The sequence below is a fragment of the Vogesella urethralis genome (genome assembly GCF_007644045.2).
Lineage (GTDB): Bacteria > Pseudomonadota > Gammaproteobacteria > Burkholderiales > Chromobacteriaceae > Vogesella > Vogesella urethralis.
The window spans coordinates 26,645-53,032 of the sequence record NZ_VMDW02000076.1 but is presented as its reverse complement, the minus strand read 5'-3'; the positions used below and the strand labels follow the sequence as shown (position 1 = coordinate 53,032).

The following is a 26,388-nucleotide window of genomic DNA, read 5'->3' as shown; positions in this document are numbered from 1 at the left end:
CGGCCTTGCTGCTTTGTCAGGCGGCGGTTGTGGCGCCGCTCAGGGGCTGTACCACAGCTCCTTGCGTTGCAGCGGCGTTTCCGCCGGCAACAGCGGGTTGCCCAGGTGGATGATCACCCGTTTGTCTAGCTGCAGCCGGCGCAGAGCCCCGGCATGAAACTGGCGGAACAGGCGGTCGAAACTGCCGTCAGCGATGGCGCGTTCCAGCCCGGTTTCCAGCAGCCGGGCTAGCGGCTTGTTGTCCGGTGCCACAAAAAAGTAGAACGCGGTGGGGTAGTGGATCAGCACGTACGGGTCAATGCTGATACCGTCATCTCGATGCGCTAGGTACTCGCTTTCAATCTCGATAACCCCGCGTGGAAAGTAGTCAAAGCGTTGCTGGTTCAGCATGCTGAACAGCGGTTCGTAGTCGGAGGAAGTCACCACCGTCTGCCCGGCGGCGCGCAGGATGTCGACATCCGGCCAGTCGTGGCCTTGCCCGGCGCGAAAGGCCCGCAGCTCTTCCACGGTGCGCACTTTGGCCAGCAGCTGACTGCGATCTTTGCCAAGCAAGGCAATGCGCCAGCCGATCAGCCCTTTGTATAGCGGAATGCGCACCGGCAGCAGTTGCCGCTCGCGCTCCTTGCTGGTCATGGTCCAAAGCAGGTCGATGCTGCTGTCCGGCCGTTGCAGCAGCTGGATGGCACGGCTTTGCACCATGGCACGCGCCGGTTGCAATTTGCACTCGGTGCTGGTTTTGCTGCATGCCAGCCGCAGCATGGCCAGCATGTATTGCTGTTGCGGGTCGTTGGCGGTGGCCAGCAAAGGATAACGAATGAGCGTGGCAGCCTGGGTGCTGGCGATCAGCAGCAGCCAAAGGCAGGCGATGTGGCGTAGTGAAGACATGAGAAAGGCCCTGTTTCCTTGATATTGCATGATAGGTGTTAAGTCCTGATATGCATAAATCACAGAAAACAGGGCCTGTCGGCCAGCGCTGCAGGGAGTCGCTTACTGGATGATGCCGCCACCCAGGCAGATGTCGCCGTCGTACAGCACGGCAGACTGGCCTGGCGTGACCGCCCATTGCTTGTCGCGGAAGGTGAGGGTGGCTTTGCCATCCACCACCGGCGACAGCGCACAGGCGGCGTCGGCCATGCGGTAGCGGTTCTTGGCGGCGTAGTCGCCGGCGGCCGGGGCCTGCGGCAGCGTCCACGACAGGTCGGCCATCTGCAGCGTGGGCTTCAGCAGCAGCGGGTGGTCGTGGCCTTGCACCACCACCAGGCGGTTGGCCGCCATGTCCTTGCCGGCCACAAACCACGGCTCGCCGTTGCCATCTTTGGCACCGCCGATGTTCAGGCCCTTGCGCTGGCCCAGCGTGTAGAACATCAGGCCGACGTGCTCGCCCACCACCTTGCCGTCCGGCGTGACCATCTCACCCGGCTTGGTGGGCAGGTAACGCTGCAGGAACTCGCGGAACGGGCGTTCGCCGATAAAGCAGATGCCGGTGGAGTCTTTCTTGGCCGCAGTGGGCAGGCCGGCTTCTTCGGCCAGGCGGCGCACCTCGGTCTTGTGGATATCACCCAGCGGGAACATGGCACGCGATAGCTGGTGTTGCTGCAGGCGGTACAGGAAGTAGCTCTGGTCCTTGGTGTGGTCCACGCCTTTCATCAGGTAATGCACGCCGTCGCGTTCCAGCTTGCGGGCGTAGTGGCCGGTGGCGATGCAGTCGGCCCCCAGCGTCATCGCGTAGTCCAGGAAGGCCTTGAACTTGATCTCGGCGTTGCACAGCACGTCCGGGTTCGGCGTGCGGCCGGCCGAGTACTCCTGCAGGAAGTAGGCGAACACGCGGTCCTTGTATTCCTTGGCGAAGTTCACGATTTCCATGTCGATGCCGACAATGTCGGCCACGCTCATCGCGTCCAGCGCGTCCTGCTTGATGGAGCAGTATTCGTCGTCGTTGTCGTCTTCCCAGTTTTGCATGAACACGCCGATCACTTCATGCCCCTGCTGCTTCAGCAGCCAGGCCGTTACCGACGAATCCACACCGCCGGACATGCCGACAACAATCCGTTTTTTACCCGTCACGGGGAAAATCCTTCCTTCCAAAGTGCAAGAGGCACCACGACAGGTGGTGCCCCGAAATCCCTGAACCAGCCATCCACTACCCAGACGTCGCCAGTGTCGATGTCCTGCACGGTAGCGGCATGGTGTTCGTTAAACAGCCACGGCGCGCGAAACGCGTCTGCTGCCGGCTGGTGATACCGCAATAAGTGCAGCGACTGCAGCAAGGCCAGCAACTGGTGCAAGTTGTGGGTGTGGTCGATGCAGTCCATGCGCCCAAGCAGCCGGGCGTCTTCCTGATTGCCGCCGCGGTCTTCCGCCAACGGCAGTGTCTGGGCTGCGATCTGGTAAAACGCCAGTGCCACGTCTTGCAACGCGGCGCGTTCCGCGCCTGCGTTGTCAGCCTGCCTCAAACGGCCAGTCATCCAGATCAGGGCATCATCCGGCAAATCAATAGTGCTGCTGCGATCGCATCCGTAATGGTAACAGAGGGTTAGCGGCTCTGCACCGGCCTGCGCCAGCCACAGGGCCAGCCAAAGCGCGCAGATCAGGCCGGCCCGGCGCATGCTCAGTGGCCCATATGGTAGATGCAGGACAGCGGCAAACGCTGCCCGGCCAGATAGTCATCGATACAGCGGCCCACCAGCGGGCTGCGCCAGATGGCTTGCTGGGCGCGGATTTCGGCGGGCGTCAGCCACACTGCCTCGACAATGCCGTCGTCCAGCTGGCTGCGGATCGGCGCCGCGCCGGCGTCGCACACGAAGGCAAAGCGCAGGTAAGTGATGTCGCTGTCGTCATCCTTGTCGGCCAGGTAGATGCCGCACAGCGCCACCGGCTGGGCCGCGTAGCCGGTTTCTTCCAATGCTTCGCGCCTTACTGCCTGCAACAGCGTTTCGCCGTATTCCAGGTGGCCGGCGGGCTGGTTCAGGCGCAGGCCGTGCTCGGTCTGTTCGCGCACCATCAGCAGGCGGCCTTCGCGTTCGATGAGGGCGGCGACGGTGGTGTTGGGTTTCCACTGCGTATCGGGGGTAGGGCTGCTCATATTAATTGACAATCGTTATCATTTGTTTCTAATATACACGTACTGCGACTTATTCTTAATCATCAACAGGTGTCGACATGTACGTTTGCCTTTGCCACGGTGTAACCGACCGCGACATTCGCCAGGCTGTCTTTGACGGCGCCGTCACCATGCGCGATCTGGCGCGTGAGCTGGGCGTTGCCACCGAGTGCGGCCGCTGCGCCTGCAGCGCCAACCAGGTACGCAAGCAAACCCTGCTCCAGATCAGCGAGCCGGAACTGGTCGCTGCCTGATTCTTCTGCAGAATCAATCGCATTCCCATTGCATTTTGGCGCGTGGCGCCAAGCTTGTCATTGCATAAATCTGTGCCATAATCCGTGCAATTCGATATAGCAGGAGGTCACGGCCATGCAAGGCGACAAGAAAGTCATCAAGTTTCTGAACCAGATTCTCAAAACCCAGCTTACCGCCATCAACCAGTACTTCCTGCACGCCCGCATCTTCAAGAACTGGGGCCTGAAAGAGCTGAACGAGCACGAATACCACGAATCCATCGTGGAAATGAAAAATGCCGACAAGCTGATCGAACGCATCCTGTTTCTGGAAGGCCTGCCCAATCTGCAAGACCTGGGCAAACTGTACATCGGCGAGAACACCCAGGAAATCCTGGAATGCGACCTGAAGCTGGATACCGAAGGCCTGCCGCTGCTGAAAGACGCCATCGCCTACTGCGAATCGGTCAAAGACTACGTTACCCGCGACCTGCTGACTGAGATGCTTGAAAGCGAAGAAGAGCACATCGACTGGCTGGAAACCCAGCTGGGCCTGATCGAAAAGCTGGGCCTGGCCAACTACCAGCAAAGCATGATCGAAGACTGAGCCTCTTCAGCCGTTTTGCCGCAAAAAAAAGCCCGTCTGATGACGGGCTTTTTGCTGGCTTCAGCTAAAAACAAACCCCGCCGAGTGGCGGGGTTTGTTGTGTGCGGCCAACCTTACTGGGCGGCGGAGGCGTCGGCCGGGGCCGGCTCTTCCTGCTCCTGCCACGGTAGCGGCACCGCGGTGTTGTTGATCTTCAGGTTGCCGCCGCTGAACAGCACGCTGGTGGCAATTTGCGAGCCTTCGCGGCGGATCAGCTTCTGCGCCGCCCATTCGTCCAGCTGGGCAGACAGCAGGCTGCGCGCCAGGGCGTCGATCTCTTCCACGTTAGGCTGCTCTTCGGCGCTGGCGTCCACGGTAAACAGGTTGCGTGCCTGTGTTACCACCAGGTTTTCCAGCGTCTGTTGCGGCAGCTCCAGGTTGAACTGGGCAGTGAAACGCTGCAGGAACAGCAAGGTGTTTTTCAGGTCGCTCTGCTGGAAGCCTTTGAGCGACAGGCTGCCGTTCAGCTGGGCCACGCCGGCCGGCAGCTTCAGGTAGAAGGTGTTGACCACTAGTTTCGGGTCGTTCTGCAGCAGCGGCAGGCCTTCCTTGATCACGGTGTCCAGGTACTTCTTGCGCAGCAGGCTGGGGTCGGTGCCCTGGAACGGTACCTTGGCCAGCGCTTCGTCCAGTTTCACCAGCGTCGGGCCGTGCAGATGGTTGGCGGAGACGTCCAGCTTGAACGGGCCGTAGACGCTGTCGTTGTAGGCAAAGCGTTCGAAATCCAGCTTGCCGCGGGTATTGACGAAGTCGTCCTGCTCGCTGGTGACGATCTGGTACTTCAGGCCGGACAGGCTGACGTTAGACGGGCGGAACTCGCCGGACGGGTTGATGAACTCGCCCACGCGCACGCGGCCAACCAGGTAGATCAGTTCGTTCAGCTTGATGCTGTACGGGATGGCTTCGTTCCAGTTCAGCTTGATGTCGCCGACATTCAGCTCGCTATTGCCCAGTTTGACGCCGCTGGCGCCGGGGCGTACTTCGGACACGTACTTGACGCCGTCAAACACGAAGCGGCCTTTCGGGCCGGCTTCCATGGCAAAGCCCGGGGTGTTGGCGTTGACGGTGTATTCCTTGTAGCCGGACTGGTAGTTCACTTTCAGATCGAAACCGCGCCAGTTCATTTTCACGCCGGCCAGCGTTTCTTCGTAGTCGAACTTGGGAATGGTGACGCTCAGTTCGCCACCGCCGGTCAGGCCCAGACGGTTCACCACGGTGATGGGCTCGGCGTCGCCAAAGAAGCGTTGCAGCGTCTTGCGGGTGCCGTCGCTCATGTCGAACTCGGTGCGCACAATGGCACGCGCCGGACGGAAGTCCAGATCAAACAGGCCGGGCAGCAGGCCGTGGCGGATGTGGTGGCGGTAACGCAGTGTGCCGTTCATCAGCGGGCGCAGGTTTTCCGGCAGCAGGCCGATGTAGGGGCCCAGCAGTTGCTTGTTCAGTTCCAGCTCGGTGGTTTCCTCGGACGAGAACCAGCCTCGGTCGTACTGGTGCGATTTCACCGTGAACACCGCCATGTTGGCGATCATCTGGTGTTGCTCCAGCAGGGTTTCTTCGGCTTTGCTGCCGGCCCAGAAGGCAAAGCCGCCGTACAGGACAAAAGCCCCGGCGACAGCCGCGGCGGTCAGTTTGAGGTGTTGCTTGTTGAGGTTCACGATCCGGCCTGAATAGGGAAACGAAGGGGCATCTTACCCTACCTGCGCCTGCTTATGAATCGGCAAGCGGGCGCCGGCGCTATCCCGGCGGGGTTTTTCGCTGCAGTAAGCAGGTCTTGCTGCAATGTTGTCGGTTTCTATAGGTCAAAAAGTGTAAAATGGAGAATTGATTTTTACGAACCACGAGGTTTGAAGCGCAATGGCATGGCTTAACGGTCTGATCGATCTGCCCTGGTGGGGCTATATCGTGGTAACGCTGGTGCTCACCCACATCACCATCGCTTCCGTCACCATTTTCCTGCATCGTCACCAGGCACACCGTGCGCTGGATCTGCACCCGATTCCCAGTCACTTCTTCCGTTTCTGGCTGTGGCTCACTACCGGCCAGGTAACCAAGGAGTGGGCGGCCATCCACCGCAAGCACCACGCCCGCTGCGAAACCGCAGAAGACCCGCACAGCCCGCAAGTGCTGGGCATCAAGAAAGTGCTGTGGGAAGGCGCCGAGCTGTACCGTGCCGCCTGCAAAGACCGCAGCATCATGGAAAAATTCGGCCACGGCACCCCAGATGACTGGCTGGAACGCAACGTCTACACCCTGCACACCGGCAAGGGCATTCTGCTGATGCTGGCCATCGACCTGGTGCTGTTCGGCGCCGCCGGCCTGGCAATCTGGGCGATCCAGATGGCGTGGATTCCGTTCTTCGCAGCCGGCGTCATCAACGGCATCGGCCACTTCTGGGGCTACCGCAACTTCGAAAACGAAGACGCGTCTACCAACGTGTTCCCGTGGGGCATCTTGATCGGTGGTGAAGAGCTGCACAACAACCACCATACCTTCGGTACCTCGGCCAAGCTGTCGTACAAGTGGTTCGAGTTCGATATCGGCTGGATGTACATCCGCATCATGGAAATCCTGGGCCTGGCCAAGGTACGCAAGGTGGCGCCGCGTCTGGCGCAGTCGGCATCCAGCGCGCAGCTGGACCTCGACCACCTGCAGGCCATCATTGCCAACCGCTACGCCATTGCCGCCCGCTACGCCCGCGAGCTGAAGGACGTGTACCGTGCCGAAGCCGCTCGCATCCAGCTGCCGGAACTGGGTAACACCGACCTGGCGCGCAAAATGAAGGTGTGGCTGAAGCAGGACGCCAAGGACACCCCGATGGCCGAACGCGCGCAGTTGGCCGCGGTACTGGCCAAGAGCCAGGTGCTGAACACCATTTACAGCATGCGTCAGGAGCTGACCCGTCTGTGGGAGCGTTCGTCGCTGACCCGTGACGAGCTGCTGAAAGAGCTGCAAGACTGGTGCAACCGCGCGGAGGCCAGCGGTATCGAGTCGCTGCAGCGCTTTGCGCAGAGCTTGCGCACGGCCGCCGTGGCCTAAGCTGCCCGGTTAGCCGTTATCACCAAGCGCCGCTGCTGCGGCGCTTTTTTCATGCCCCCAGAATGCTTGCAGCGCGGCTGGCTGCGTTACAATCGCCGCTTTCCCACGTCATCTGCAACAGGAGCCGCCATGAGCATCCACCGTCATCTGCCGGGCAAACGCATGTCCGAAGCCGTCATCGTCAATGGCCTGATCTACACCGTCCAGGTGCCGGAAAGCGGCCAGGGCAATGCGCGCGAGCAGACCGCCGAGACGCTGGCGCTGGTGGACAAGGTGCTGGCCGAGCTGGGCAGCGACAAGACCCGCATCATCGAAGCCACCATCTTCATGCCGGACCTGGCCGAGTTCGACCAGATGAACGAAGCCTGGGACGCCTGGGTGGCCGAAGGCCACGCCCCGGTGCGCTGCACGGTGGGTGCCAAGCTGGCGCACCCGGACTGGAAGGTAGAGATCCGTATCGTCGCCGCCCGCTAAACGCTGGCGGATATAAAAAAGGCAAGGTCGTTCGACCTTGCCTTTTTTTGCGTGCTGCGGCCAACGTTGGCCGCATCGGCGTGCCGTGCTAGTGCCCGGCGTCCACCACCGGTGCCGCACCGGCCGCTGCCTTGGGCGGACGCGACAGCCACACCAGGCCGGTCAGCAGCAGGAACAGGCAGGCGGCCAGCCAGAAGATCTCGTTGGCGCCGATAAACAAGCCCTGGCGGCTGATGTCGCGGGTGATTACCGCGGCGGCCTGCTCCTGGCTCAGGCCCAGTTGCTGCATGCCGGCTAGCGTCTGGCGCGTACTTTCGTCGTACAGGCTGATGTGGTCGGTCAGCTGCACGTGGTGGATGGCTTCGCGCCGCTCCCACTGCCAGGTGGTCAGCGACGCGCCGATGGAGCCGGCCAGCGTGCGCAGGAAGTTGGACAGGCTGGAGGCACTGGCCAGTTGCTGCGGCTTCATGTTGGACAGCGTGATGGTGGTCAGCGGCATGAAGAAGCCGGCAATGGCAATGCCCTGCACAAACTGTGGCCAGGCCACGTCGGCAAAGGTCATGTCCGGGTTGAACGTGCTGTAGCGCCACCAGAAGCAGAAGGCAAACATCAGGAAGCTCACCGTCACCACCCAGCGCATGTCCAGTCGCTGCGCGTTCTTGCCGATCACCGGCGACAACAGCACCGGCAGGATGCCGATCGGTGCGGTGGCCAGGCCGGCTTCGGTGGCGGTGTAGCCCAGTTGCGTTTGCATTAGCAGCGGCATCAGCACGATGGCGCCGAAGTACAGCATGAAGCCGACACTGACCGAAATCACGCCCACGCTGAAGTTGCGGTCACGGAACAGCGACAGGTCGATTACCGGGTGCTTGTCGGTCAGCTCCCACACCACCAGGTAAGACAGGCTCAGCAGGGCAATCACGGCGTAGAGCACGATCTCGGTGGAATGGAACCAGTCCAGCTCCTTGCCGCGGTCCAGCATCATCTGCAGGCAGCCCACGCCCAGCACCAGCAGTGTGAGGCCCACCTTGTCGATGGGCAGCTGCAGGATGGCGGTTTCGCGGTGACGCAGCTCGCGCCAGCTCAGCCACGCCGCCACCACGCCCACCGGCACGTTGATGAAGAAGATCCAGCTCCAGTGCCAGTTGTCCGATAGCCAGCCGCCGAGGATGGGGCCGAAGATCGGCGCCACGATGATGGTCATCGTCCACAGCGCCATCGCGATGGCGCGTTTTTCCGGCGGATAGCTCTGCAACAGCAGGCTTTGCGACAGCGGAATCATCGGCCCGGCCAGCGCGCCCTGCAGTACGCGGAACAGGATCAGTAGTTCCAGGCTGGGGGCGATGCCGCACAGCAGCGACGACAGCACGAAGCCGATGGTGGCGATCAGGAACAGCCGCACTTCGCCCAAGCGCTTGGCCAGCCAGCCGGTGATGGGCACCGCGATGGCGTTGGCCACGCCGAACGAGGTAATCACCCACGTGCCCTGGCTGGTAGATGCGCCCAGGTCACCGGCAATGGTGGGGATGGCCACGTTGGCGATGGTGGTATCCAGCACCTGCATGAAGGTGGCCAGCGACAGCGCCAGCGTCACCAGCGTGCGCGAGCGGCCCTGTAGGGGAGGGTGTGCCATGCGGCCTCCTTACTTGCCTACGTTGGCCGCAACAATCTGCGCCACGCGGCGGTCGGCCTCGGCCAGCTTGCCGTCAAACACGCGGGTGGCCAGCAGCGGGGCGGTCGGGGCGGCGCTCAGCAGCGGGCCGTCCTGTTGGCTGGTATCCACGCTCACGTTCATCGACAGGCCCAGGCGCAGCGGGTGCGCTTGCAGCTCTTTCGGGTCCAGCGCAATGCGTACCGGTACGCGCTGCACCACCTTGATCCAGTTGCCGGTGGCGTTCTGTGCCGGCAGCAGCGAGAACACGCTGCCGGTACCGGCGGCCAGGCCGGCAACCTTGCCGTGGTAGGTGATGTCGTCGCCGTACAGGTCGGCGTGCAGCTCGACCGGTTGGCCGATGCGCAGGTCTTTCAGCTGGCCTTCCTTGAAGTTGGCGTCCACCCACAGGCTGTCCAGCGCGGCGACCGCCAGCAGCGGGGTGCCAGGCTGCACGCGGGCGCCGGGCTGGGCGCTGCGGCGTGCCACCTGGCCGGCTATCGGGGCGCGCACTTCGGTACGCGACAGCGTCAGCCACGCTTCACGTACGGCGGCAGCGGCACGGGCCACGGCCGGCTGTTTCTCGGCGCTGTCGCTCAGCACCAGCGCGCGGCTGGCTTTCTGCTCTTCGCGGGCGGCATTCAGCGCGGCGGTGGCGGCTTCCAGCTGGGCGCGGGCGGCGGTAACGGCATCGCGGGCGTGCTGCACGTCTTCCTGGGCGATGGCTTGCTCTTTGGCGGCGGCTTCGCGACGCGCCAGATCGCCACTGCTGCGGGCTACTTCGGCCTGGGCACGGCTGACATCGGCCTCGCGTTGCGTCACCACGGCGTCTGCCTTGCCGCTAACCGAGATCAGCTGGCGGGTCTGGCGTACGGCCTGCGCCAGGTCGGCTTCGGCACGCGCCAACGCCAGGCGGGCGTCGTTGTCGTCCAGCGTCAGCAGCAGGTCGCCGGCTTTGACGCTGTGGGTGTCGTCGGCGTGGATGCTGCGGATGTTGCCGGCGATCTGCGCCGATACCGGTACCAGGTTGCCGGCGGTGTAGGCGTCGTCGGTGCTTTCATGGTGGCGCAGCGCCAGGAACCAGTAAGCCCCGCCGGCGATACCGGCGATGACCAGGGCCAGGGTGAGGCGGGTGAGGGCAGTGCGGCGGGCGCTGGGCGCGGCGTTATCGATTGTGTTTTCCATGTCTTTCCTCGGGTGTGGGGCGCGGCCGGCTGTGCCGGCGCGGGCCACAAACTGGTGCAGGCGTATCGGCAGGCCTGCGGTTGTCAGGTTGGGCGCATTCAGTTGCCGGCTTGCGGGCTACCCAGCGCCCGCAGCAAGGCGGCTTGCACTTGCAGCCGTTGGCCGCGGATCTCCAGTGCCGACAGTCGGGCCTGGGTATCGCGCCGGCGCTCGTTCAGCCACTGGCTGCGCGAGGCGAGGCCGGTCTCCAGCCGGGTCTGCAGTACGCGGCTGGCTTCGCGGCGGGCGCGCAAGGTGGCGTCGGCTTGCGCTTCTGCCTGCGTCAGGCTGGCCAGCTGGCTGCTGCGGTCGGCGGTTTCCTGGATGGCGGCCAGCAAGGTCTGGTTGTAGGCCGCCACGGCTTGCTCGTAGTCGGCAGTACGGCCGGACAGGCGGGCGTTGAGCTCGCCGTTGCTGAAGATGGGCAGTGTCAGGGCCGGGGCGAAGCGCAGCAGGCGGGCGCCCGGGTCCAGCAGGTTGGACAGCTCGGACGACGACAGCGCGGCCAGGCCGCCAATGCGGACGTCGGGGTAGAAGTCGGCGCGGGCGGCGCGGATGCCGGCGTTGGCGGCTTCCACCCGTTCGCGTGCCGCCAGGATGTCGGCGCGCTTGCCCAGCATGGCCGTGCTGTAGCGTGCCGGGTCCAGCTGCCATTCCGGCAGCGCTGCCTTGGCGATGGCGTCGATCTGGGTTTGCGGCAGGGCAGCTAGGGCGGCCAGCGCGTGACGTGCCTGCGTTTCGCGCAAGCCGGCGCGCAGCACCAGCTGGCGGGCATCGTTGGCCGCCGCTTGCAGTTGCGCCAATTCGTCCGGCGCCGCCAGGCCTTGCTTGCTGCGAACCTCGCCCAGTTGCAGCAATTGCGTTGCTTGCTGCTGGTCTTCGGCTTGCAGTTGCAGGGCGTGCTGCGCGGTACGCCATTCCAGGTACTGGCTGCTGACGGCCCAGGCCAGCCACTGGCGGGCGTCGTCGGCTTCCAGTTGCGCGGCGTAAGCCTGGCCGCGGGCGGCAGCCAACTGGGCGCGGGTCTTGCCCCAGAAATCGAAGCGGTAGGATAGATCCAGACCGACGGTTTCCAGGTTGGTGTAAATGCCACGGTAGGCCGGCGGGTTGTTGCCGTATTCGGAGCTGCGCTCGCGGACGAAGCTGGCACTGCCGTTGACGCGCAAACCGTCGCTGCTGGCCACGCTGTCGCTGTTGGCGCGCGCGGCGCGCAGCTTGGCGTCGGCCAGTGTCAGGCGCGGGCTGCGCGCCAGTGCTTGCGATACCAGCTGGTCCAGCTGCGGATCGTTCAGCGCTTGCCACCAGTTTTCCCGGGCCAGTTGGCTGCCGTCTTGTACGCCCAGACTGGCGGCTTGCAACGGCGCGGTACTGGGCGGCAGTACATCGGGCGTGGCGCAGCCTGCCAGCAGCAGGCTGGCGGCGAGGGTGGAGAGAATCAGTGCGTGAGGCTGGCTGTTACGCATGTAATGATCACCTGCGTTACTAATTTGTTATCAAAAAACCGGCAGTGTGCTGCCGGTTTCCTCGTGACGCCTCAGCTTATTGAAAAAGCCGGTTGTCGTGTGCAACGGTTTGTATCAGCCGCCAACGCGTCGCAACAGCTTGCGCAATAGTGCATCCAGCGTGGTGCGCTCTTCGTCGCTGAAGTCCTGCCATAGCTCGCGCATGCGCTGGCGCTGCTCCGGCATTACCTGGGCGATGAAGGCCAAGCCTTTTTCGGTGAGGATCAACTCGGTCTTGCGCCGGTCTTCTTGCGACGGCAGGCGTTCGATCAGGCCGCGCTGGCACAGGTCGTCCACCACGCGGGTGGCGTTGGTGCGCGAGAACGCCAGCGCGTCCGACAGCTCGGACGGGCTGACACGCTGCTCGGGGCGCGAGTACAGCACCATCAGCGCCATCCAGGTGGTTTCGTTGATCTCGTGGCACTTCAACGTTTCATTGAAGTAGCCCAGCAGGTACGGCTGCAGGTGAAAGTACAGCCGGGTCAGCAGTACTTCCTGCCGCGGTGCGCCGGGCATTTTGCTGGAGATGCTTTCTACCGCTTGTTCACAGGGAACAAAGCTATGGCAGGTGTTGGGGCATTCGTTCATGGTTAAATGGTAACGTGCGTTACTAATTGGGGCAAGTTGCCAGCCAGGCTTCGACCTGGCGGGCTACCGGCGTCAGCAGGTCGGGTTGCAGGCAATCCAGCTCGGTGTTCTGCGGCATGCCACGAAGCCAGGTGATCTGGCGCTTGGCCAGCTGGCGGGTGGCGGCAATGCCGCGCTCGCGCAGCTCGGCGTAATCGAACAGGCCGTCCTGGTATTCCCAGGCCTGGCGGTAGCCGACGCAGCGCATTGACGGCAGCGTCAGCGACAGCTCGGGGTAGCGTTGGCGCACGCGGCTGACTTCGTCCAGAAAGCCCTGCGCCAGCATCTGGTCGAAGCGCAAAGCGATGCGCTGGTGCAGCCAGGCGCGGTCGGACGGCTGCAGCGCCAGGCGCAGCGCGGCAAAGCTGGCCGCATCGTCGCGGCCCTGGCGCATCAGTGCCGACATCGGCTGGCCGGTGAGCTCGTACACTTCCAGCGCGCGCTGCACGCGTTGCGAATCGTTGGGTGCCAGGCGGGCAGCGGTTTCCGGGTCGACCGCGGCCAACCTTTGGTGCATGGCGGGCCAGCCCAGCTGTTCGCCGTCGGCTTCCAGCCGGGCGCGCACCTCGGCGTCGGCTTGCGGCAGGTCGGACAAGCCTTCCAGCAGCGCTTTGAAGTACAGCATGGTGCCGCCTACCAGCAGCGGAATGCGGCCACGCTGGCAGATGTCGGCGATCAGTCGGTTGGCGTCGGCGTGGAACTGCGCCGCCGAGTACGACTCGGTCGGCGGAATGATGTCGATCAGGTGGTGCGGGCAGGTCGCCATTTCTTCCGCGGTGGGCTTGGCGGTGCCGATATCCATATCGCGGTAAACCAGCGCAGAGTCGACGCTGACGATTTCCACCGGAAAGCGTTGCGCCAGCGCCAGCGCCAGCCCGGTCTTGCCGGAAGCGGTGGGGCCCATCAGCAGGATGGCGCGGTGTTGTGGCTTCATCGTACGGGTACTGGGTGCAAAACGAGGCGGCTATTGTCGCACAAGGCGGGCGAAGAAAAAGCCGCCATTGGCGGCTTTTCGCAGCATGAGGTACGGGTTATGCCACCAGTTTGGCACCGATCACCACCATCATGATGGCCAGGGCCGGGCGCAGCCATTGTTCGGCCACGCGGCGGGTCATGTGGCTGCCCAGCCAGATGCCCGGCAGCGAGCCTACCAGCAGCTGGCCCAGCAGGCCGTAGTCCATATTGCCCATGCTGGCGTGGCCCAGGCCGGCCACCAGCGTCAGCGGCACGGCGTGGGCGATTTCGGTGCCCACCAAGCGGGCGGTAGGCAGCAGCGGGTACAAGGCAAAGATGGCCAGCGTGCCGAGTGCGCCGGCGCCGATCGAGCTGAGGGTGACGATGACGCCCAGCACCACGCCGGTGGCGATGGTGGCGTTCACCGGCAGATGGTCCGGCGCCGGCGTGGGGCGGATGCGGGCCAGCTGGCGCAGGATGAACGGCTTGAACAGGATGGCAACGGCGGTCAGCATCAGCGCGAAGCCCAGCGTCACCTTGATGATCTTGTTGACGTGCGCGGTTTCCAGGTGCAGGAAATGCAGCACCGCCACGGTAAGCAGCGCGGCCGGTACGCTGCCCATGGCCAGCAGGCGGGTAATGCGCCAGTCGATATGCTTTTGCTTGTGGTGCACCCAGACGCCGCCCATCTTGGTGATACAGGCGTACAGCAGGTCGGTGCCGACGGCGGTGGCCGGGTTGATGCCGAACCACAGCAGGATGGGCGTCATCAGCGAGCCGCCACCCACGCCGGTGAGGCCAACGATAAAACCGACTACCAGACCGGCAACGACGTAGCCCAGATCCATGGGGCGCACCCTTCACGTTAAGCAAGACAGGTGGCCATGCTAACCGAAGGGCTTATGCGCCTTTAGACGTATTTCATGGTTAGTTATTCAGAAAATGAATAAGCGAATGCGCGCCTAACCCGCTTGGCAGAGCTGTTCGCCCCATTGCCGCAGCGCTTGCAGCACCGTGCTCTGTTGCGGTGTGGCGCTGGCCAGCCGTGCGTCGATCTCCTGGCAAAACTGGGCGTAGCTGCGGCCACCGGGTTGGCCGCTGTGCAGCTTTTCCAGACACCATTGCCGCCAGTGGCGGGCCTCTTCGGCATTCAGGCTGTGCGGGAAATTGCGCGCGCGGTAGCGCCATAACAGCCGCGCCAGCTGGCTGTCTTCAAACTCGGGCCGCTCGGCGGCCAATGCCGGCGCCGCCAGCTGTTGCAGGCGGTTCAGGATGCGGCGGTCGTTGTAGCTGACAAAGCCGCCGTACAGGTTCTCGTCTACATCCGGCGTGTCGCCGGGCTCGCGGCGAAACACGGCTTTCCATAGCAGGCTCAGGTCGGGCAGGGCCGCCGCGTGCACCGCGTGCTGTAGCGCCAGCGCCTTGTCGATGCCCAGTTCCTCGGCGCGGGCGTCGTCCAGTACCGCCAGCTTGTTGCACACGAAAGGCGACTTGTTGATGTGGATGCTCTTCAGCGGCAGCCGTTGCACGCCTTCAGGCAGGTCTTCGTTGCGGGTAAACAGCCGTTCGCGTACCTGCTCGGCAGTCTGGCCGCTCAGTTCGCGCGGGTCGTGCGCCAGGTCCCAGACCAGTACTTCATTTTTATTGGTAGGGTGCTCGGCCAGCGGCCAGACGATGGCGACGTTGCCACGTTCGCTGCCGAACATGCCGGACACGTGCACCAGTGGCTGCGGCGCGTGCAGGCTTAACTGGTGGCGTACCGCGTCTTTCTTGCGCAGGTCGAGGCAGAACTGGAACAGCCGCGGCTGGCGCGTGCGGATCAGCCGCGCCAGCGCGATGGTGGCGCGCACGTCGGACAGCGCGTCGTGGGCCGCCTCGTGCGCCAGGCCGTTGGCCGCGCTCAGGTGCTCCAGCTTGAAACTGGGCAGGCCGTTATCGTGGCGCGGCCAGGTAATGCCCTCCGGGCGCAGGGCGTAGGTGGTGCGTACCACGTCCAGCAGGTCCCAGCGGCTGCAGCCCTGCTGCCACTCGCGCGCGTACGGGTCTTTCAGGTTGCGCCACAGCAGGTAGCGGGTAACTTCGTCGTCGAAGCGGATCGAGTTGTAGCCGACGCCAATGGTGCCGGGCTGGCCCAGTTCGCGTTCGATGGCGGCAGCAAACTGGTGCTCGGGCACGCCGTGTGCCGCACAGTGCTGCGGGGTGATGCCGGTAATCAGGCAGGCTTCCGGCGACGGCAGGTAGTCCGGCGTTGGCTGGCAGTACAGCATGACCGGTTCGCCGATCTCGTTCAGCTCGCTGTCGGTGCGGATGCCGGCAAACTGGGCCGGGCGATCGCTGCGTGGCACCGCACCGAAGGTTTCGTAGTCGTGCCAGAAGAAAGTGGTTTGGCTCATGGTCGATGGCAGGGGCGCAAAACGCGATTGTCGCACCAGCAGCGCCTGGCTGGAACTTTTGTGCGTCGCGGTGGCCTGACAGCGGGTGGTACCTGCGTGCCACGCCTCCCCTGATTGTTTGGATATCCCTTGTGGCCAGCCCCGCGTTTGCGGCGCTGGCTTTCTTTTTCGCTTTCTAACAATATCGAACGCAATATTTCACTCATTCGAACATCCAGGCAGGATGTGCGGTGGCATGATGCTGCGATTGGATGGCAGATGTTGCCGTGCGTTGATGGCAGGGCGTGGGGCAGGGTAACGAGCGGTGCGTTGGAGCGAGTGAGGCGAGGTCGGCAAAAAGGTCAAGCTAAGTGACTGATTTCGCTGATTGCCGGCGAGCGGGCAAAAAAAATGCGCGGGGTTTGAAGCCCGCGCCAAGTCTACAAAGGAGAAATAGAGGAGAAACTATCAAGAAGCAATTGCTGCATCTCAACGAGGTCGGATTATCCAGATCGTGGCCTGGGGTGTCAATGTATACAATTTACAAAAGCGAAAAAACATAACAAATTGTCGCGCATCGAACACTCGAAAATGTTCGGACGTGAAAATTGAGCGCTTGCTCGTTGCTGGCCATAAGCCTATTGAATAGTGGCAAACCTTTAATAAGCCATAACTTGGCAGCGGCCAAGGTGCCACTAGGTGCGATTCCGCACATCACGCACTCGCCCTGCGGCGTGGCCTGTGCGAAAATACCGCCTTTGCCCATCCAGACGGTTGTCAGCAATGAGTGATTTGAGCCCAGTCCTGCCCGATCCGCGCCAGTACCCCGAGTCGTCCCCCACCAATATGCTGATCCATTACGCGCAGTCGATTGCCAATGCGCCCAGCCAGAACGACCGCGCCATGTGGCAGGAATCGCTGCGCGCCACGCTGGCGGAAATGCTGGAGCGTAACGAGCTGCTGCCGGTGTCGGTAGCGCTGGCAATGGTGACCTCGCAGGCGCTGTACCAGGTGCTGTGGGATGCGCTGCGCGACGTGGCCGAGCGCCCGGACAGCGGCCGTTATGCGGTGGTGTTCGCCGTGCCGGTGGTGCTGGTCGTCGGTAGCCGTACCCAGGTCACGCTGCCGGCCACGCTGGCCGACGTGGATGGCCTGAATGCGCTGTTCCGCCAGCATGGCCTGTTTACCGAAGGCGCGGAAGCGTGGTTGTCCGGCAAGCTGCTGCACCCCGACTCGGTGGTGGGCATTCCGTCTACCCAGATTTTCCGCCTGACCCGCGAGCTGCAGGACGCCGCCAGTGGCGTGCCGCTGGACTTGCCGCCGGCGGCGGTAACCGCCAAGGACGAAGGCGTGTTCCTGCGCTACCTGCTGGGGGTGGCCATCCAGCAGGAAGGCGCGCCGGCATCGGTAAAACTGGGTGGCAGCGTGGGCGCCTGGGGCGTGCCGCTGATGAAGTTCCTCGGCGAGCAGCTGAAAACCGACGGCGTGACGCTGTTCCCGATTCCGCGCCCGCCGATGGCGCTGATGCAGGCCATCGTGGCGGGCAACTTTGCCCGTCTGGAAGTGGCGCTGCAGGTGTTTGCCAGTACCCAGATCCGCCAGCTGCGCGATCAGGGCCAGGAGCCGGTGGCGATTGTGTCATCGCACGATAACGGCGAGCTGCACTTCACCATCTCGGCCGAAGGCAATGCCAAGGACTGGGGTGGTTTCGTGTGGCCGTTGGCCGCGCAGGACGTGGTGGCGCAGATCGAAACCAATTTCCGCATGCTGATGGCCGAGTGCCATGTGCGCGACGTGCGGGTGGTGCCGCAGGTGCAGCCGGAAAGCCGCGACGGCATCCCGCTGTTCTACACCGCAGACGACTGGCCGGTCAGCCAGACCCTGCAGTAAGACACGAAAATGGCGAAGGAACATGAATGCAATTCATTGTTTCTTCGCCATTTGTTCATTTCGGCCCGGCGCCGGAATGCGTTAAGATTTCCTTATCCATAACCCTTTGATGGAATAGTCGACGATGTTTGCAGATATCAAAATTGCCCAGTACGACCCGGAACTCGCTGCCGCCATCAGCGAAGAAGTCGTTCGCCAGGAAGATCACATCGAGCTGATCGCCTCGGAAAACTACACCAGCCCGGCCGTCATGGAAGCCCAGGGCTCCCAGCTGACCAACAAGTACGCCGAAGGCTACCCGGGCAAGCGTTTCTACGGTGGTTGCGAGCACGTTGACGTGGTAGAGCAGCTGGCCATCGACCGCGTGAAGCAGCTGTTCGGCGCCGAGTACGCCAACGTGCAGCCGCACTCCGGTTCGCAAGCCAACCAGGCGGTGTACTTCTCCATCCTGAAGCCGGGCGACACCATCATGGGCATGAACCTGGGCCACGGCGGTCACCTGACCCACGGTTCCCCGGCCAACCTGTCCGGCAAGATGTTCAACATCGTGGCCTACGGTCTGAACGAAAACGAAGAGATCGACTACGACGACATGGAGCGCGTAGCGCTGGAAACCAAGCCGAAGCTGATCATCGGCGGCGCTTCCGCTTACGCCCTGCGCTTTGACTGGGCCCGCATGCGCGAAATCGCCGACAAGGTGGGTGCCTACTTCATGGTCGACATGGCCCACTACGCTGGCTTGGTGGCTGCCGGTGTGTACCCGAACCCGGTACCGCACGCCCACTTCGTGACCTCCACCACCCACAAGACCCTGCGCGGCCCGCGCGGCGGCATCATCCTGGCCAAGGCCGAGTTCGAGAAGTCGCTGAACAGCAACGTGTTCCCGACCCTGCAAGGCGGCCCGCTGATGCACGTCATCGCCGGTAAAGCCGTGGCCTTCAAAGAAGCGCTGCAGCCGGAATTCAAAGCCTACCAGGAGCAAGTGCTGAAGAACGCTGCCGCCATGGCCGAAACCCTGGCTGCTCGCGGCGTGCGCATCATCTCCGGCCGTACCGAGAGCCACGTGTTCCTGGTAGACCTGCGCCCGAAAGGCCTGACCGGCAAGGCTGCCGATGCCGCCCTGAGCAAAGCGCACATCACCGTGAACAAGAACGCCATCCCGAACGACCCGGAAAGCCCGTTCGTGACCTCCGGTATCCGCATCGGCTCCCCGGCCATCACCACCCGCGGCTTCAAGGAAGACGAAGCCCGCATCGTGGCCAACCTGGTGGCTGACGTGCTGGACAACCCGAACGACGACGCCGTACTGGCGCGCGTGGCTGAACAGGCCACCGCACTGGCACGCCGCTTCCCGGTTTACGCCAAGTAATCGCCGCCGCCAGCTGGCGGTCGTGATGCAAAAAACACCGCGCCTTCGCAAGAAGGGCGGTGTTTTTTTATGTGCTGTCGCGCTGTCATGGTGCTGTCACCCGGCTGTTATACGTTGGCCGCATCGCGTTCACATTTCGATGGAAGACACCATGACCCGTTTGCTGCTGCCCCTGTTGCTTGCCGCCGCGCTGCCGGCGCTGGCTGAACCGTTTGCCCTGCTGGAAACCCGTGAGCCGAACATCGCCGCGCTGGAGCGTTACGAAGTGGCCACGCCCAGGGTGCCCTATGCTGGCATGGCCAAGGCCGCCTTCCCGCAGGGTTTGCCGCTGGCGGTGGGGTCTGGCCTGCGCTTCAAGGGCTACGAGAAAGCCACCTCGGCGCTGGAGTTCTGGTCGCTGACCGACCGTGGCCCCAACGTCGATTCGCCCGATGTGGCGGATGGCAAGGGCAAGCGCGCCAGCAAGGTGTTTGCGGTGCCGGACTACACGCCCACCATCACCCAGCTGCGCGTATCGCTGGCCGAAAAGGCCGAGGTCATCAAGACGCTGCCGCTGAAGCAGGACGGCAAGCCGATCAGCGGCCGCCCGATAGCGCCGGGGCAGGTGGGCGCCAGTGGTGAGCTGGGCCTGAGTGAGCAGTTGGCCGCGCTGCCATATGACGCCAACGGGCTGGACCCGGAAGGCATCGACGCCGACGCTGCCGGCAATCTATGGATTGTGGACGAGTACGGCCCCTTCATCGTGAAGGTGGACGGCAAGAGCGGCGAGATCCTGCAACGCTACGCGCCCGGCCAGGGCTTGCCGCTGGAGTTGGCCGCACGCCAGCCCAATCGCGGTTTCGAGGGCGTAGCGGTAACGCCGGCCGGCAAGGTGGTGGCCATCGTGCAGAGCACGCTGGATGTAGATGGCAAGACCCGCAACGATGCGCTGTTTACCCGCGTGGTAGTGCTGGACCCGAAAAGCGGCGCCGTGCAGCAGTTTGCCTACCCGGTATCGGTCCACTTCAAGAAAACCGGCGACATGAAGCTGGGTGACATCGTGGCGCTGTCCGAAACTCAGTTTGCGGTGATCGAGCAGGGCAAGGACAAAGACAAGCGCATGCACAACGACATCATGCTGATCGATCTGGCCAAGGCCAGTGCGCTGGACGGCAAGCAGCTGGCCGACGGCCGTGCGCTGGAATACGGCGACACCGCGGCGCTGGCTGCCGCTGGCGTGCAGCCGGTGAAGAAGCAGTTGGCGCTGGACTTGCGTGCGCTGGGTTGGACGGCCGAAAAGGCCGAAGGCCTGGCCTTGGTGGACGGCAGCACGCTGGCGGTGATCAACGATAACGATTTTGGCGTGGCGAGCGAGCTGCGCGGCAGCAGCCTGAAGCTGGACGAGTTGCGCGTAGCCGATGGCAAGCTGGTGGACAAGCAGGGCCAGCTGCAAGCCGGCGCCAGCCTGGGGGTGGCGGCCAACGGTGAAAGCACGCAGCTGTGGCTGATTACGCTGCAAAAGCCGTTGAAAGCGCTGCTGCAGTAAACACCGGCTGCGCCGCAACAAGGCCCGCTTGCCTCGGCAAGCGGGCCTTGTCATGTGTAGCGTGTTGCAATCCGGTTATAAGAACAGAGCTTAATATTACAAAGCATGTTTTCTCGCCAAGTGGCTGATTTAAAGGCATAAATGTCGCTGTGGCCGTTGGGGGCGGCCGGCGGGGTGGCGAAGTGCCGGCGCGGCGCCCGTATAATGCGGCCAACGAGGAGAGGATCATGACCCAGCCTGAATTCAAATACCTGGAAGACTTCGTCGGCAATACCCCGCTGGTGCGCCTGAAGCGCATGCCCGGCAACAGCAGCAACGTTGTGCTGGTGAAGCTGGAAGGCAATAACCCGGCCGGATCGGTCAAAGACCGCCCGGCGCTGTCGATGATCCGCCAGGCCGAAGCGCGCGGCGACATCCGCCCCGGCGACACGCTGATCGAGCCCACCAGTGGCAATACCGGCATCGCGCTGGCGATGGCCGCCACCATGATGGGCTACAAGATGATTCTGGTGATGCCCGAAAACTCCAGCCAGGAGCGCGTCGATACCATGCGCGCTTACGGCGCCGAGGTGGTGCTGACGCCCAAAGAAGCGTCGATGCCTGGTGCCATCGACGAGGCACGCCGGCTGCAGGCGGCCGGGGTTGGCCGCATCCTGGATCAGTTTGGCAACCCGGATAACCCGCGTGCCCATATCGAAGGTACCGGCCCGGAAATCTGGCGCGATACCGCCGGCACCGTTACGCATTTTGTGTCCAGCATGGGCACTACCGGCACCGTGATGGGCACCAGCACCTATCTGAAACAGCAGAACCCGGCCATCCAGATTGTCGGTGTGCAGCCGCAGGCAGGCAGCCAGATTCCCGGTATCCGCAAGTGGGAAGACGAGTATCTGCCAAAGATTTGCGACTTTGATCGCATCGACCAGTTGCTGCTGGTAGACCAGCAAACCGCCGAAGATACCGCCCGCCGTCTGGCGCGCGAAGAAGGCATTCTGGCCGGTCCATCGTCCGGTGGTGCGCTGGCGGTGGCGCTGCGTCTTAACGAGCAACTGGAAAATGCGGTGATTGTTTCTATTGTCTGCGACCGCGGCGACCGTTATCTTTCCACCGGTCTATTCTCCTGAGCACGGGTTGGCCGCCGGCGGCCAACCTTAACCGAACACCATGTCCCAACACGTCTTTTCGCCGCCCAGCGACGGCAGCCTCAGCCCCAAGGCCTGGTACCAGGCCGCCAGCCAGCAGCCCGGTTTCATTCACGACGCCGCCCAGGCCGCCGCCATCGAGCGCCTCGACGCGCTGTGGCAGGCGCTGGTGGACTTCAAGGACAAGCGCAACCGTTTTCTCGGTCGCAGCCTGCGTAAACCGCCGGTGCCGCGTGGCCTGTATTTCTGGGGTGGGGTAGGGCGCGGCAAGAGCTTCCTGATGGATGCTTTTTATGGTTGCGTGCCGTACGAGCGCAAGCGCCGCGTGCACTTCCACCATTTCATGGCCGAAATCCACAAGCAGCTGCGCACGGTTACCAACGAGCCGGACCCGCTGAAGATTGTGGCGGCGCGCATCGCCCGCGAAGTACGGCTGCTGTGTTTTGACGAGTTCCACGTCAGCGACATTGCCGACGCCATGATGCTGGGCCGCCTGTTCACCGAGCTGTTCAATCACGGCATCATCTGCGTGATGACCTCCAACTACCCGCCGGACAACCTGTACCCCAACGGCCTGATGCGCAGCAACTTCCTGCCTACCATCGAGCTGCTGAAGGCCAATCTGGACGTGTTGAACGTGGATGGCGGTAACGACTACCGCTTGCGCGAACTGACGCGCGAGCCGCTGTTCCATGTGCCGGCCGACGCTGCCGCCGAGCAAAAAATGACCGCCATGTTCGAGCGCCTGGCCGGTGCCGCCGCCGAGGCGCCGCACACACTGGCGGTGCTGGGGCGCGAGATTCCGCTGAAGCGGCATGTGCCGGGCGTGGTGTGGTTCGACTTCATGGCCATCTGCGACGGCCCGCGCGCGCAAACCGACTATCTGGAAATCGCCAGCGAATACCACACTGTGTTCGTGTCCGGTATCCCGAAACTGGCGGCCAGGGACTCGGCCATTGCCCGCCGCTTTACCTGGCTGGTAGACGTGTTTTACGACCATCGCGTCAAGTTTGTGGCGTCCAGTGCGGTGCCGCCGGAAGAGATCTATACCGAAGGCCTGCAGGCCAGCGAGTTCTTCCGTACCGCCAGCCGTCTGACCGAGATGCAGTCCAGTGCCTACCTGGAGCTGCCACACCTGGTGGACAACTTCAGTATTGCCGACGGTATCAGCGAAACCTGACCCTACAGGATGCGGGTCAATAAAAAAAGCCGCAGCGTTAGTGCTGCGGCTTTTTTGCGGCCAACGTTTCAATGCGAGCCGGCGGGAACCAGTAGCGGCTGATAGCCCAGTGCTTTCAGCTTGGCCATCGCCTCTTCAGCCTCGGCGCGGGTAGAGAACGGCCCTAGCTGGACGCGGGTTTCGGTACGGGCGCTGATGCCGCGCTTTTTCAGATCGTCGATCAGTTTTTCGGCGTTATCCGGGCTGGCAAACAGGCCAAGCTGCACCTGGTAACCCAGCGAACTGCCGCCAGGAGCGGCGCGGTTGGCCGGCAGCGTGGGCATCACGCGCGGCGCCGTGCTGGGGGCGGCTGCGGCCGGTGCCGCTGGGGTGGCGGTGGCGGGGGGCAGCTCGATCGGCGTGGTGGCCGGGCGGGCGGCTGGCTTGGCGGCGGGCGCTGGGACAGTGGTAGCGGTAGCGGCCGGTGTTTTTGCCGGTGCCGCAGTGGTCGTGGCGGCCGTATTGCCGCCGGCTGGCTTGGCGGTGACCGTGGTGTTGCCGGCCGGTGCTACCGTGGTAGCCGGTTTTAGCGTTGCCGGGTTGGCCGCAGCGGGTGCCGGCGTGGCCGGCGCCGGGCTGGTGCTGCCCAGGTTGGCCGCCGGTGTGCGGGTCAGGTCCGGCGTGGCTGGCGACGGCGTGGCCACGGCCGGAGTGCTGGCGGCTGCCGGCGCGCTGCTTTCCGGTAGTTGGGCAATCACCAGCGTAGGTTCGGAGGCGGCTTCCTTGTTGACGATGCGGCCGGAGCTTACCGGTACGCTGCCGGGGGTGGTTTCCGGCTTGTTGCCGGAAAAGCTGTCCAGGATGGGGATGGCGGCCAGGGCAACGGCTACCAGGCCGGCGGCCATCGCCAGGCGTTTTTTCAGTTCGGGGCTCATGGCCGTGGCGGATTCGCCACCTTGGTGCGGGTCGTTGGGGGAGGGAGTCATCGCGGTTTGAATTCTGTGCAGCAAAGGCTGGTGAACACTGGTAAAATGCCGGGTTCCTCAAAATTGGGTAACTGGCAGGCCGCAAAAGCGCATGCCAAGTGTAACCATATTCACTTGCAAACTGGGAGAATTTGTATGGCTATCGAACGCACCCTGTCCATCATCAAGCCGGACGCTGTTGCCAAGAACGTAATCGGCAAGATCTACGATCGCTTCGAGACCGCTGGTCTGAAGATCGTGGCTGCCAAACTGAAACAGCTGTCCCGCGCTGAAGCCGAAGGCTTCTACGCCGTACACAAAGAGCGCCCGTTCTTCAACGATCTGGTGAACTTCATGATCTCCGGCCCGGTCATGATCCAGGTGCTGGAAGGCGAAAACGCCGTTCTGAAAAACCGCGAACTGATGGGCGCGACCGATCCGAAGAAAGCTGACGCCGGCACCATTCGTGCTGACTTCGCCGATTCCATCGACGCTAACGCCGTTCACGGTTCCGACAGCCTGGAAAACGCCGCGATCGAAGTGGCTTACTTCTTCGCTGCTACCGAAGTCGTAGCCCGCTAAGGCGGACGCGGCCAACCTTGGCCGCACGCTAGACCCGTTGTACCCGGCGGCTGCCCTTTGCGGGCGGCCGCCTTTACCAGAGATTGACATGAAGACCAACCTGCTCGACTTCAACCTGCCCCAGCTCACCGAACACTTTGCCGCCATGGGCGAAAAACCGTTCCGTGCCAAGCAGATCATGCGCTGGATGCACCAGATGGGCGAAGCCGATTTCGACGCCATGACCGACATTGCCAAGAGCCTGCGTGCCAAACTGCACGACACGGCGCAAGTGGGCGTGCCGGACCTGATGGTGTCGCAGGAGTCTGAGGATGGTACCCGCAAGTGGCTGCTGGACGTTGGCACCGGCAACGGTGTGGAAACCGTGTTCATCCCCGAGGATGATCGCGGCACCTTGTGCATATCATCCCAGGTAGGCTGTGCGCTGGAGTGCACCTTCTGCTCCACCGGCCGCCAGGGTTTTAACCGCAACCTCAGCACCGCCGAGATCATCGGCCAGCTGTGGTGGGCCAACAAGGCCATGGGGGTGACCCCGAAGAACGAACGCGTCATCTCCAATGTGGTGATGATGGGCATGGGCGAGCCGCTGGCCAACTTCGACAACGTGGTGTCGGCGCTGCAGATCATGCTGGACGATCACGGTTACGGCCTCAGCCGTCGCCGCGTGACGGTGTCCACCTCGGGCATGGTGCCGCAGATGGACCGCCTGAAAGAGGCCTGTCCGGTAGCGCTGGCCGTGTCGCTGCATGCGTCCAACGACCGCATTCGCGATGAAATCGTGCCGCTGAACAAGAAATACCCGCTGAAAGAACTGATGGCGGCGTGCCAGCGTTACCTGGTGAAAGCGCCGCGCGACTTCATTACCTTCGAGTATGTGATGCTTGACGGGGTGAACGACAGACCGGAACATGCTCGCGAACTGATCGCACTGGTGCGCGACGTGCCGTGCAAGTTCAACCTGATTCCGTTCAACCCGTTCCCGAACTCCGGTTACGACCGTTCCAGCAACAACGCCATCCGCGCTTTCCGCGAGATCCTGCAGGAAGCCGGTTTCGTGGTGACGGTGCGCAAGACCCGCGGTGACGATATCGACGCCGCTTGCGGCCAGCTGGCCGGCCAGGTGCAGGACAAGACCCGCCGCCAGGAGAAGTGGATCCGAATTGCCGAGGAGAAAGGCTGATGCTGAAAACACGTGTTCTTGCTGCTTTGCTGACGGGCGTGCTGAGCGCCCAACTGGCGCTGGCTGCGGCCCCGCCGCGCGAGCAGGCCGAGACACGTGCGCAGCTGGCCATCGAGTACATGCGCTACGGCAATATGCGTGTGGCGATGGAAAACGCCGACCAGGCTATTGCTTTCGATCCCAGCTACCAGCCTGGCTATCTGGCCAAGGCGCTGATTTATATGGCCTTGCGGGTAGACCGCGAGGCGGATGCCGCCTTTCGCAAGGCGCTGTCCATCAATGCCGGCAACCCCGAAGTCAACAATAACTACGGCCTGTTCCTGTGCGAGCGCAAGCGCTACGACGAAGCGCTGAAGCATTTCGACACTGCGCTGGCCGACCCGTTTTTTGCCTCGCCGCAGACCGCCATGGCCAACAAGGCGGTGTGTCTGGCCAGCATGAACCGCAACGACGAAGCCAACCAGCTATTGCTGGAAGTGCTGCGGCGTTCGCCCAATGATGCTACTGCGTTGCGGGAACTGACCCGTCTGGCAGTGCAGGCCGGTAATGCCACGCTGGCCCAGTTTTATTTTGACCGCCTGGGCAAGGACGAAAAGCGTTTCGGCCCGGGCGAATTGCTGCTGGGCGTGCGCCTGGCGCGGCTGAAACAGGATGCCGCCACCGCGTTCCGGCTGGGCGAGGCGCTGAAGAAGCGCTACCCGGACAGCAGCGAAACCCAACAGCTCTTGAGCGGGACCTGATCCCGGGAAGCCTGATT

At 63.2% G+C, this 26,388-nt stretch carries 25 protein-coding genes; 12 read left to right on the top strand and 13 right to left on the bottom strand.

The features are described from left to right. Positions 1-39: 39 nt before the first annotated feature. From FLQ03_RS08275 to FLQ03_RS08260, 4 genes are all read right to left on the bottom strand, one after another. Complete coding sequence (locus FLQ03_RS08275) at positions 40-885, bottom strand: type 2 periplasmic-binding domain-containing protein (RefSeq protein WP_206210896.1); 846 nt, start codon at positions 883-885, stop codon at positions 40-42. Positions 886-987: 102 nt separating this feature from the next. Then, positions 988-2,064 (bottom strand): tRNA 2-thiouridine(34) synthase MnmA, encoded by a 1,077-nt coding sequence (mnmA, locus tag FLQ03_RS08270; RefSeq protein WP_144372410.1) that lies wholly within the window; start codon positions 2,062-2,064, stop codon positions 988-990. Next, positions 2,061-2,606: a hypothetical protein gene (locus tag FLQ03_RS08265; protein WP_144372409.1), complete on the bottom strand. Its 546-nt coding sequence runs from the start codon at positions 2,604-2,606 to the stop codon at positions 2,061-2,063. Before FLQ03_RS08265 ends, mnmA begins: the two co-directional genes overlap by 4 nt. Positions 2,607-2,608: 2 nt before the next feature. Continuing rightward, entirely contained in the window at positions 2,609-3,082 is a 474-nt protein-coding gene (locus FLQ03_RS08260) for an NUDIX hydrolase (RefSeq protein ID WP_144372408.1), read from the bottom strand. Between the two features lie 77 nt (positions 3,083-3,159). Here FLQ03_RS08260 and FLQ03_RS08255 point away from each other — a divergent pair, with 77 nt between their 5' ends. Beyond that, a complete protein-coding gene (locus tag FLQ03_RS08255) occupies positions 3,160-3,354 on the top strand; it encodes a (2Fe-2S)-binding protein (RefSeq protein ID WP_144372407.1) in 195 nt (64 codons plus the stop codon). A gap of 115 nt (positions 3,355-3,469) precedes the next feature. After that, complete coding sequence (gene bfr, locus FLQ03_RS08250; RefSeq protein ID WP_144372406.1) at positions 3,470-3,940, top strand: bacterioferritin; 471 nt, start codon at positions 3,470-3,472, stop codon at positions 3,938-3,940. Between the two features lie 113 nt (positions 3,941-4,053). Here bfr and FLQ03_RS08245 read toward each other — a convergent pair whose 3' ends face one another. Beyond that, positions 4,054-5,634 carry a YdgA family protein gene (locus FLQ03_RS08245; protein ID WP_144372405.1) on the bottom strand — a complete coding sequence of 527 codons (1,581 nt, stop codon included), beginning with the start codon at positions 5,632-5,634 and terminating at the stop codon, positions 4,054-4,056. Between the two features lie 199 nt (positions 5,635-5,833). Here FLQ03_RS08245 and FLQ03_RS08240 point away from each other — a divergent pair, with 199 nt between their 5' ends. Next, entirely contained in the window at positions 5,834-7,015 is a 1,182-nt protein-coding gene (locus tag FLQ03_RS08240) for a DesA family fatty acid desaturase (RefSeq protein WP_144372404.1), read from the top strand. Between the two features lie 129 nt (positions 7,016-7,144). Next, on the top strand, positions 7,145-7,489 hold the full coding sequence (locus FLQ03_RS08235; protein WP_170252350.1) for a RidA family protein: 345 nt from the start codon (positions 7,145-7,147) through the stop codon (positions 7,487-7,489). An 88-nt stretch (positions 7,490-7,577) separates the two neighbouring features. On the opposite strand, the gene FLQ03_RS08230 is transcribed toward FLQ03_RS08235, so the two are convergent. The 7 genes from FLQ03_RS08230 to sbcB all read right to left on the bottom strand — a co-directional run bounded on the left by FLQ03_RS08230 (position 7,578) and on the right by sbcB (position 15,840). Next, a complete protein-coding gene (locus FLQ03_RS08230) occupies positions 7,578-9,122 on the bottom strand; it encodes a DHA2 family efflux MFS transporter permease subunit (protein WP_144372403.1) in 1,545 nt (514 codons plus the stop codon). Between the two features lie 9 nt (positions 9,123-9,131). Continuing rightward, a complete protein-coding gene (locus FLQ03_RS08225) occupies positions 9,132-10,325 on the bottom strand; it encodes an HlyD/EmrA/EmrK family protein (RefSeq protein ID WP_206210895.1) in 1,194 nt (397 codons plus the stop codon). Positions 10,326-10,423: 98 nt separating this feature from the next. After that, complete coding sequence (locus FLQ03_RS08220; RefSeq protein WP_144372402.1) at positions 10,424-11,827, bottom strand: efflux transporter outer membrane subunit; 1,404 nt, start codon at positions 11,825-11,827, stop codon at positions 10,424-10,426. 114 nt (positions 11,828-11,941) lie between these two features. Then, entirely contained in the window at positions 11,942-12,454 is a 513-nt protein-coding gene (mprA, locus tag FLQ03_RS08215) for a transcriptional repressor MprA (RefSeq protein WP_144372401.1), read from the bottom strand. Between the two features lie 22 nt (positions 12,455-12,476). Continuing rightward, a complete protein-coding gene (gene miaA / locus FLQ03_RS08210) occupies positions 12,477-13,427 on the bottom strand; it encodes a tRNA (adenosine(37)-N6)-dimethylallyltransferase MiaA (RefSeq protein WP_144372400.1) in 951 nt (316 codons plus the stop codon). A 97-nt stretch (positions 13,428-13,524) separates the two neighbouring features. Then, the gene (locus FLQ03_RS08205; protein ID WP_144372399.1) at positions 13,525-14,295 is read right to left on the bottom strand and encodes a sulfite exporter TauE/SafE family protein; all 771 of its coding nucleotides are present in this window, start codon (positions 14,293-14,295) and stop codon (positions 13,525-13,527) included. 114 nt (positions 14,296-14,409) lie between these two features. Beyond that, positions 14,410-15,840 carry an exodeoxyribonuclease I gene (gene sbcB, locus FLQ03_RS08200; RefSeq protein WP_144372398.1) on the bottom strand — a complete coding sequence of 477 codons (1,431 nt, stop codon included), beginning with the start codon at positions 15,838-15,840 and terminating at the stop codon, positions 14,410-14,412. A gap of 762 nt (positions 15,841-16,602) precedes the next feature. Between sbcB and FLQ03_RS08195 the strand changes: the two genes are divergently transcribed. The 5 genes from FLQ03_RS08195 (at position 16,603) to zapE (ending at position 22,925) form a co-directional block, all read left to right on the top strand. Further along, a complete protein-coding gene (locus FLQ03_RS08195) occupies positions 16,603-17,709 on the top strand; it encodes a hypothetical protein (protein WP_144372397.1) in 1,107 nt (368 codons plus the stop codon). A 124-nt stretch (positions 17,710-17,833) separates the two neighbouring features. Next, the gene (glyA, locus tag FLQ03_RS08190) at positions 17,834-19,078 is read left to right on the top strand and encodes a serine hydroxymethyltransferase (RefSeq protein WP_144372396.1); all 1,245 of its coding nucleotides are present in this window, start codon (positions 17,834-17,836) and stop codon (positions 19,076-19,078) included. Between the two features lie 151 nt (positions 19,079-19,229). After that, positions 19,230-20,603, top strand: a complete 1,374-nt coding sequence (locus FLQ03_RS08185) for an esterase-like activity of phytase family protein (protein WP_170252349.1) — start codon at positions 19,230-19,232, stop codon at positions 20,601-20,603. Between the two features lie 227 nt (positions 20,604-20,830). Then, positions 20,831-21,727, top strand: a complete 897-nt coding sequence (gene cysM, locus FLQ03_RS08180) for a cysteine synthase CysM (RefSeq protein ID WP_144372394.1) — start codon at positions 20,831-20,833, stop codon at positions 21,725-21,727. Positions 21,728-21,767: 40 nt separating this feature from the next. Next, positions 21,768-22,925, top strand: coding sequence for a cell division protein ZapE (zapE, locus tag FLQ03_RS08175; RefSeq protein ID WP_144372393.1), 1,158 nt, complete (start codon positions 21,768-21,770; stop codon positions 22,923-22,925). A 68-nt stretch (positions 22,926-22,993) separates the two neighbouring features. On the opposite strand, the gene FLQ03_RS08170 is transcribed toward zapE, so the two are convergent. After that, positions 22,994-23,890, bottom strand: coding sequence for an SPOR domain-containing protein (locus FLQ03_RS08170; RefSeq protein WP_144372392.1), 897 nt, complete (start codon positions 23,888-23,890; stop codon positions 22,994-22,996). 135 nt (positions 23,891-24,025) lie between these two features. On the opposite strand from FLQ03_RS08170, the gene ndk reads away from it, so the two are divergent. The 3 genes from ndk (at position 24,026) to pilW (ending at position 26,371) form a co-directional block, all read left to right on the top strand. Next, the gene (gene ndk / locus FLQ03_RS08165; protein ID WP_144372391.1) at positions 24,026-24,451 is read left to right on the top strand and encodes a nucleoside-diphosphate kinase; all 426 of its coding nucleotides are present in this window, start codon (positions 24,026-24,028) and stop codon (positions 24,449-24,451) included. A gap of 88 nt (positions 24,452-24,539) precedes the next feature. After that, positions 24,540-25,631 (top strand): dual-specificity RNA methyltransferase RlmN, encoded by a 1,092-nt coding sequence (rlmN, locus tag FLQ03_RS08160; RefSeq protein ID WP_144372390.1) that lies wholly within the window; start codon positions 24,540-24,542, stop codon positions 25,629-25,631. Then, positions 25,631-26,371, top strand: a complete 741-nt coding sequence (gene pilW, locus FLQ03_RS08155) for a type IV pilus biogenesis/stability protein PilW (protein WP_144372389.1) — start codon at positions 25,631-25,633, stop codon at positions 26,369-26,371. The genes rlmN and pilW overlap by 1 nt, the downstream gene beginning before the upstream one ends. Positions 26,372-26,388 lie beyond the last annotated feature (17 nt).

Coding starts and splice junctions, on each gene's coding strand:
- FLQ03_RS08275 (WP_206210896.1), bottom strand. CDS start 885: ATGTCTTCACTACGCCACATCGCCTGCCTTTGGCTGCTGCTGATCGCC.
- FLQ03_RS08265 (WP_144372409.1), bottom strand. CDS start 2,606: ATGCGCCGGGCCGGCCTGATCTGCGCGCTTTGGCTGGCCCTGTGGCTG.
- FLQ03_RS08260 (WP_144372408.1), bottom strand. CDS start 3,082: ATGAGCAGCCCTACCCCCGATACGCAGTGGAAACCCAACACCACCGTC.
- FLQ03_RS08255 (WP_144372407.1), top strand. CDS start 3,160: ATGTACGTTTGCCTTTGCCACGGTGTAACCGACCGCGACATTCGCCAG.
- bfr (WP_144372406.1), top strand. CDS start 3,470: ATGCAAGGCGACAAGAAAGTCATCAAGTTTCTGAACCAGATTCTCAAA.
- FLQ03_RS08240 (WP_144372404.1), top strand. CDS start 5,834: ATGGCATGGCTTAACGGTCTGATCGATCTGCCCTGGTGGGGCTATATC.
- FLQ03_RS08235 (WP_170252350.1), top strand. CDS start 7,145: ATGAGCATCCACCGTCATCTGCCGGGCAAACGCATGTCCGAAGCCGTC.
- FLQ03_RS08230 (WP_144372403.1), bottom strand. CDS start 9,122: ATGGCACACCCTCCCCTACAGGGCCGCTCGCGCACGCTGGTGACGCTG.
- FLQ03_RS08225 (WP_206210895.1), bottom strand. CDS start 10,325: ATGGAAAACACAATCGATAACGCCGCGCCCAGCGCCCGCCGCACTGCC.
- FLQ03_RS08220 (WP_144372402.1), bottom strand. CDS start 11,827: ATGCGTAACAGCCAGCCTCACGCACTGATTCTCTCCACCCTCGCCGCC.
- mprA (WP_144372401.1), bottom strand. CDS start 12,454: ATGAACGAATGCCCCAACACCTGCCATAGCTTTGTTCCCTGTGAACAA.
- miaA (WP_144372400.1), bottom strand. CDS start 13,427: ATGAAGCCACAACACCGCGCCATCCTGCTGATGGGCCCCACCGCTTCC.
- FLQ03_RS08205 (WP_144372399.1), bottom strand. CDS start 14,295: ATGGATCTGGGCTACGTCGTTGCCGGTCTGGTAGTCGGTTTTATCGTT.
- sbcB (WP_144372398.1), bottom strand. CDS start 15,840: ATGAGCCAAACCACTTTCTTCTGGCACGACTACGAAACCTTCGGTGCG.
- FLQ03_RS08195 (WP_144372397.1), top strand. CDS start 16,603: ATGAGTGATTTGAGCCCAGTCCTGCCCGATCCGCGCCAGTACCCCGAG.
- glyA (WP_144372396.1), top strand. CDS start 17,834: ATGTTTGCAGATATCAAAATTGCCCAGTACGACCCGGAACTCGCTGCC.
- FLQ03_RS08185 (WP_170252349.1), top strand. CDS start 19,230: ATGACCCGTTTGCTGCTGCCCCTGTTGCTTGCCGCCGCGCTGCCGGCG.
- cysM (WP_144372394.1), top strand. CDS start 20,831: ATGACCCAGCCTGAATTCAAATACCTGGAAGACTTCGTCGGCAATACC.
- zapE (WP_144372393.1), top strand. CDS start 21,768: ATGTCCCAACACGTCTTTTCGCCGCCCAGCGACGGCAGCCTCAGCCCC.
- FLQ03_RS08170 (WP_144372392.1), bottom strand. CDS start 23,890: ATGACTCCCTCCCCCAACGACCCGCACCAAGGTGGCGAATCCGCCACG.
- ndk (WP_144372391.1), top strand. CDS start 24,026: ATGGCTATCGAACGCACCCTGTCCATCATCAAGCCGGACGCTGTTGCC.
- rlmN (WP_144372390.1), top strand. CDS start 24,540: ATGAAGACCAACCTGCTCGACTTCAACCTGCCCCAGCTCACCGAACAC.
- pilW (WP_144372389.1), top strand. CDS start 25,631: ATGCTGAAAACACGTGTTCTTGCTGCTTTGCTGACGGGCGTGCTGAGC.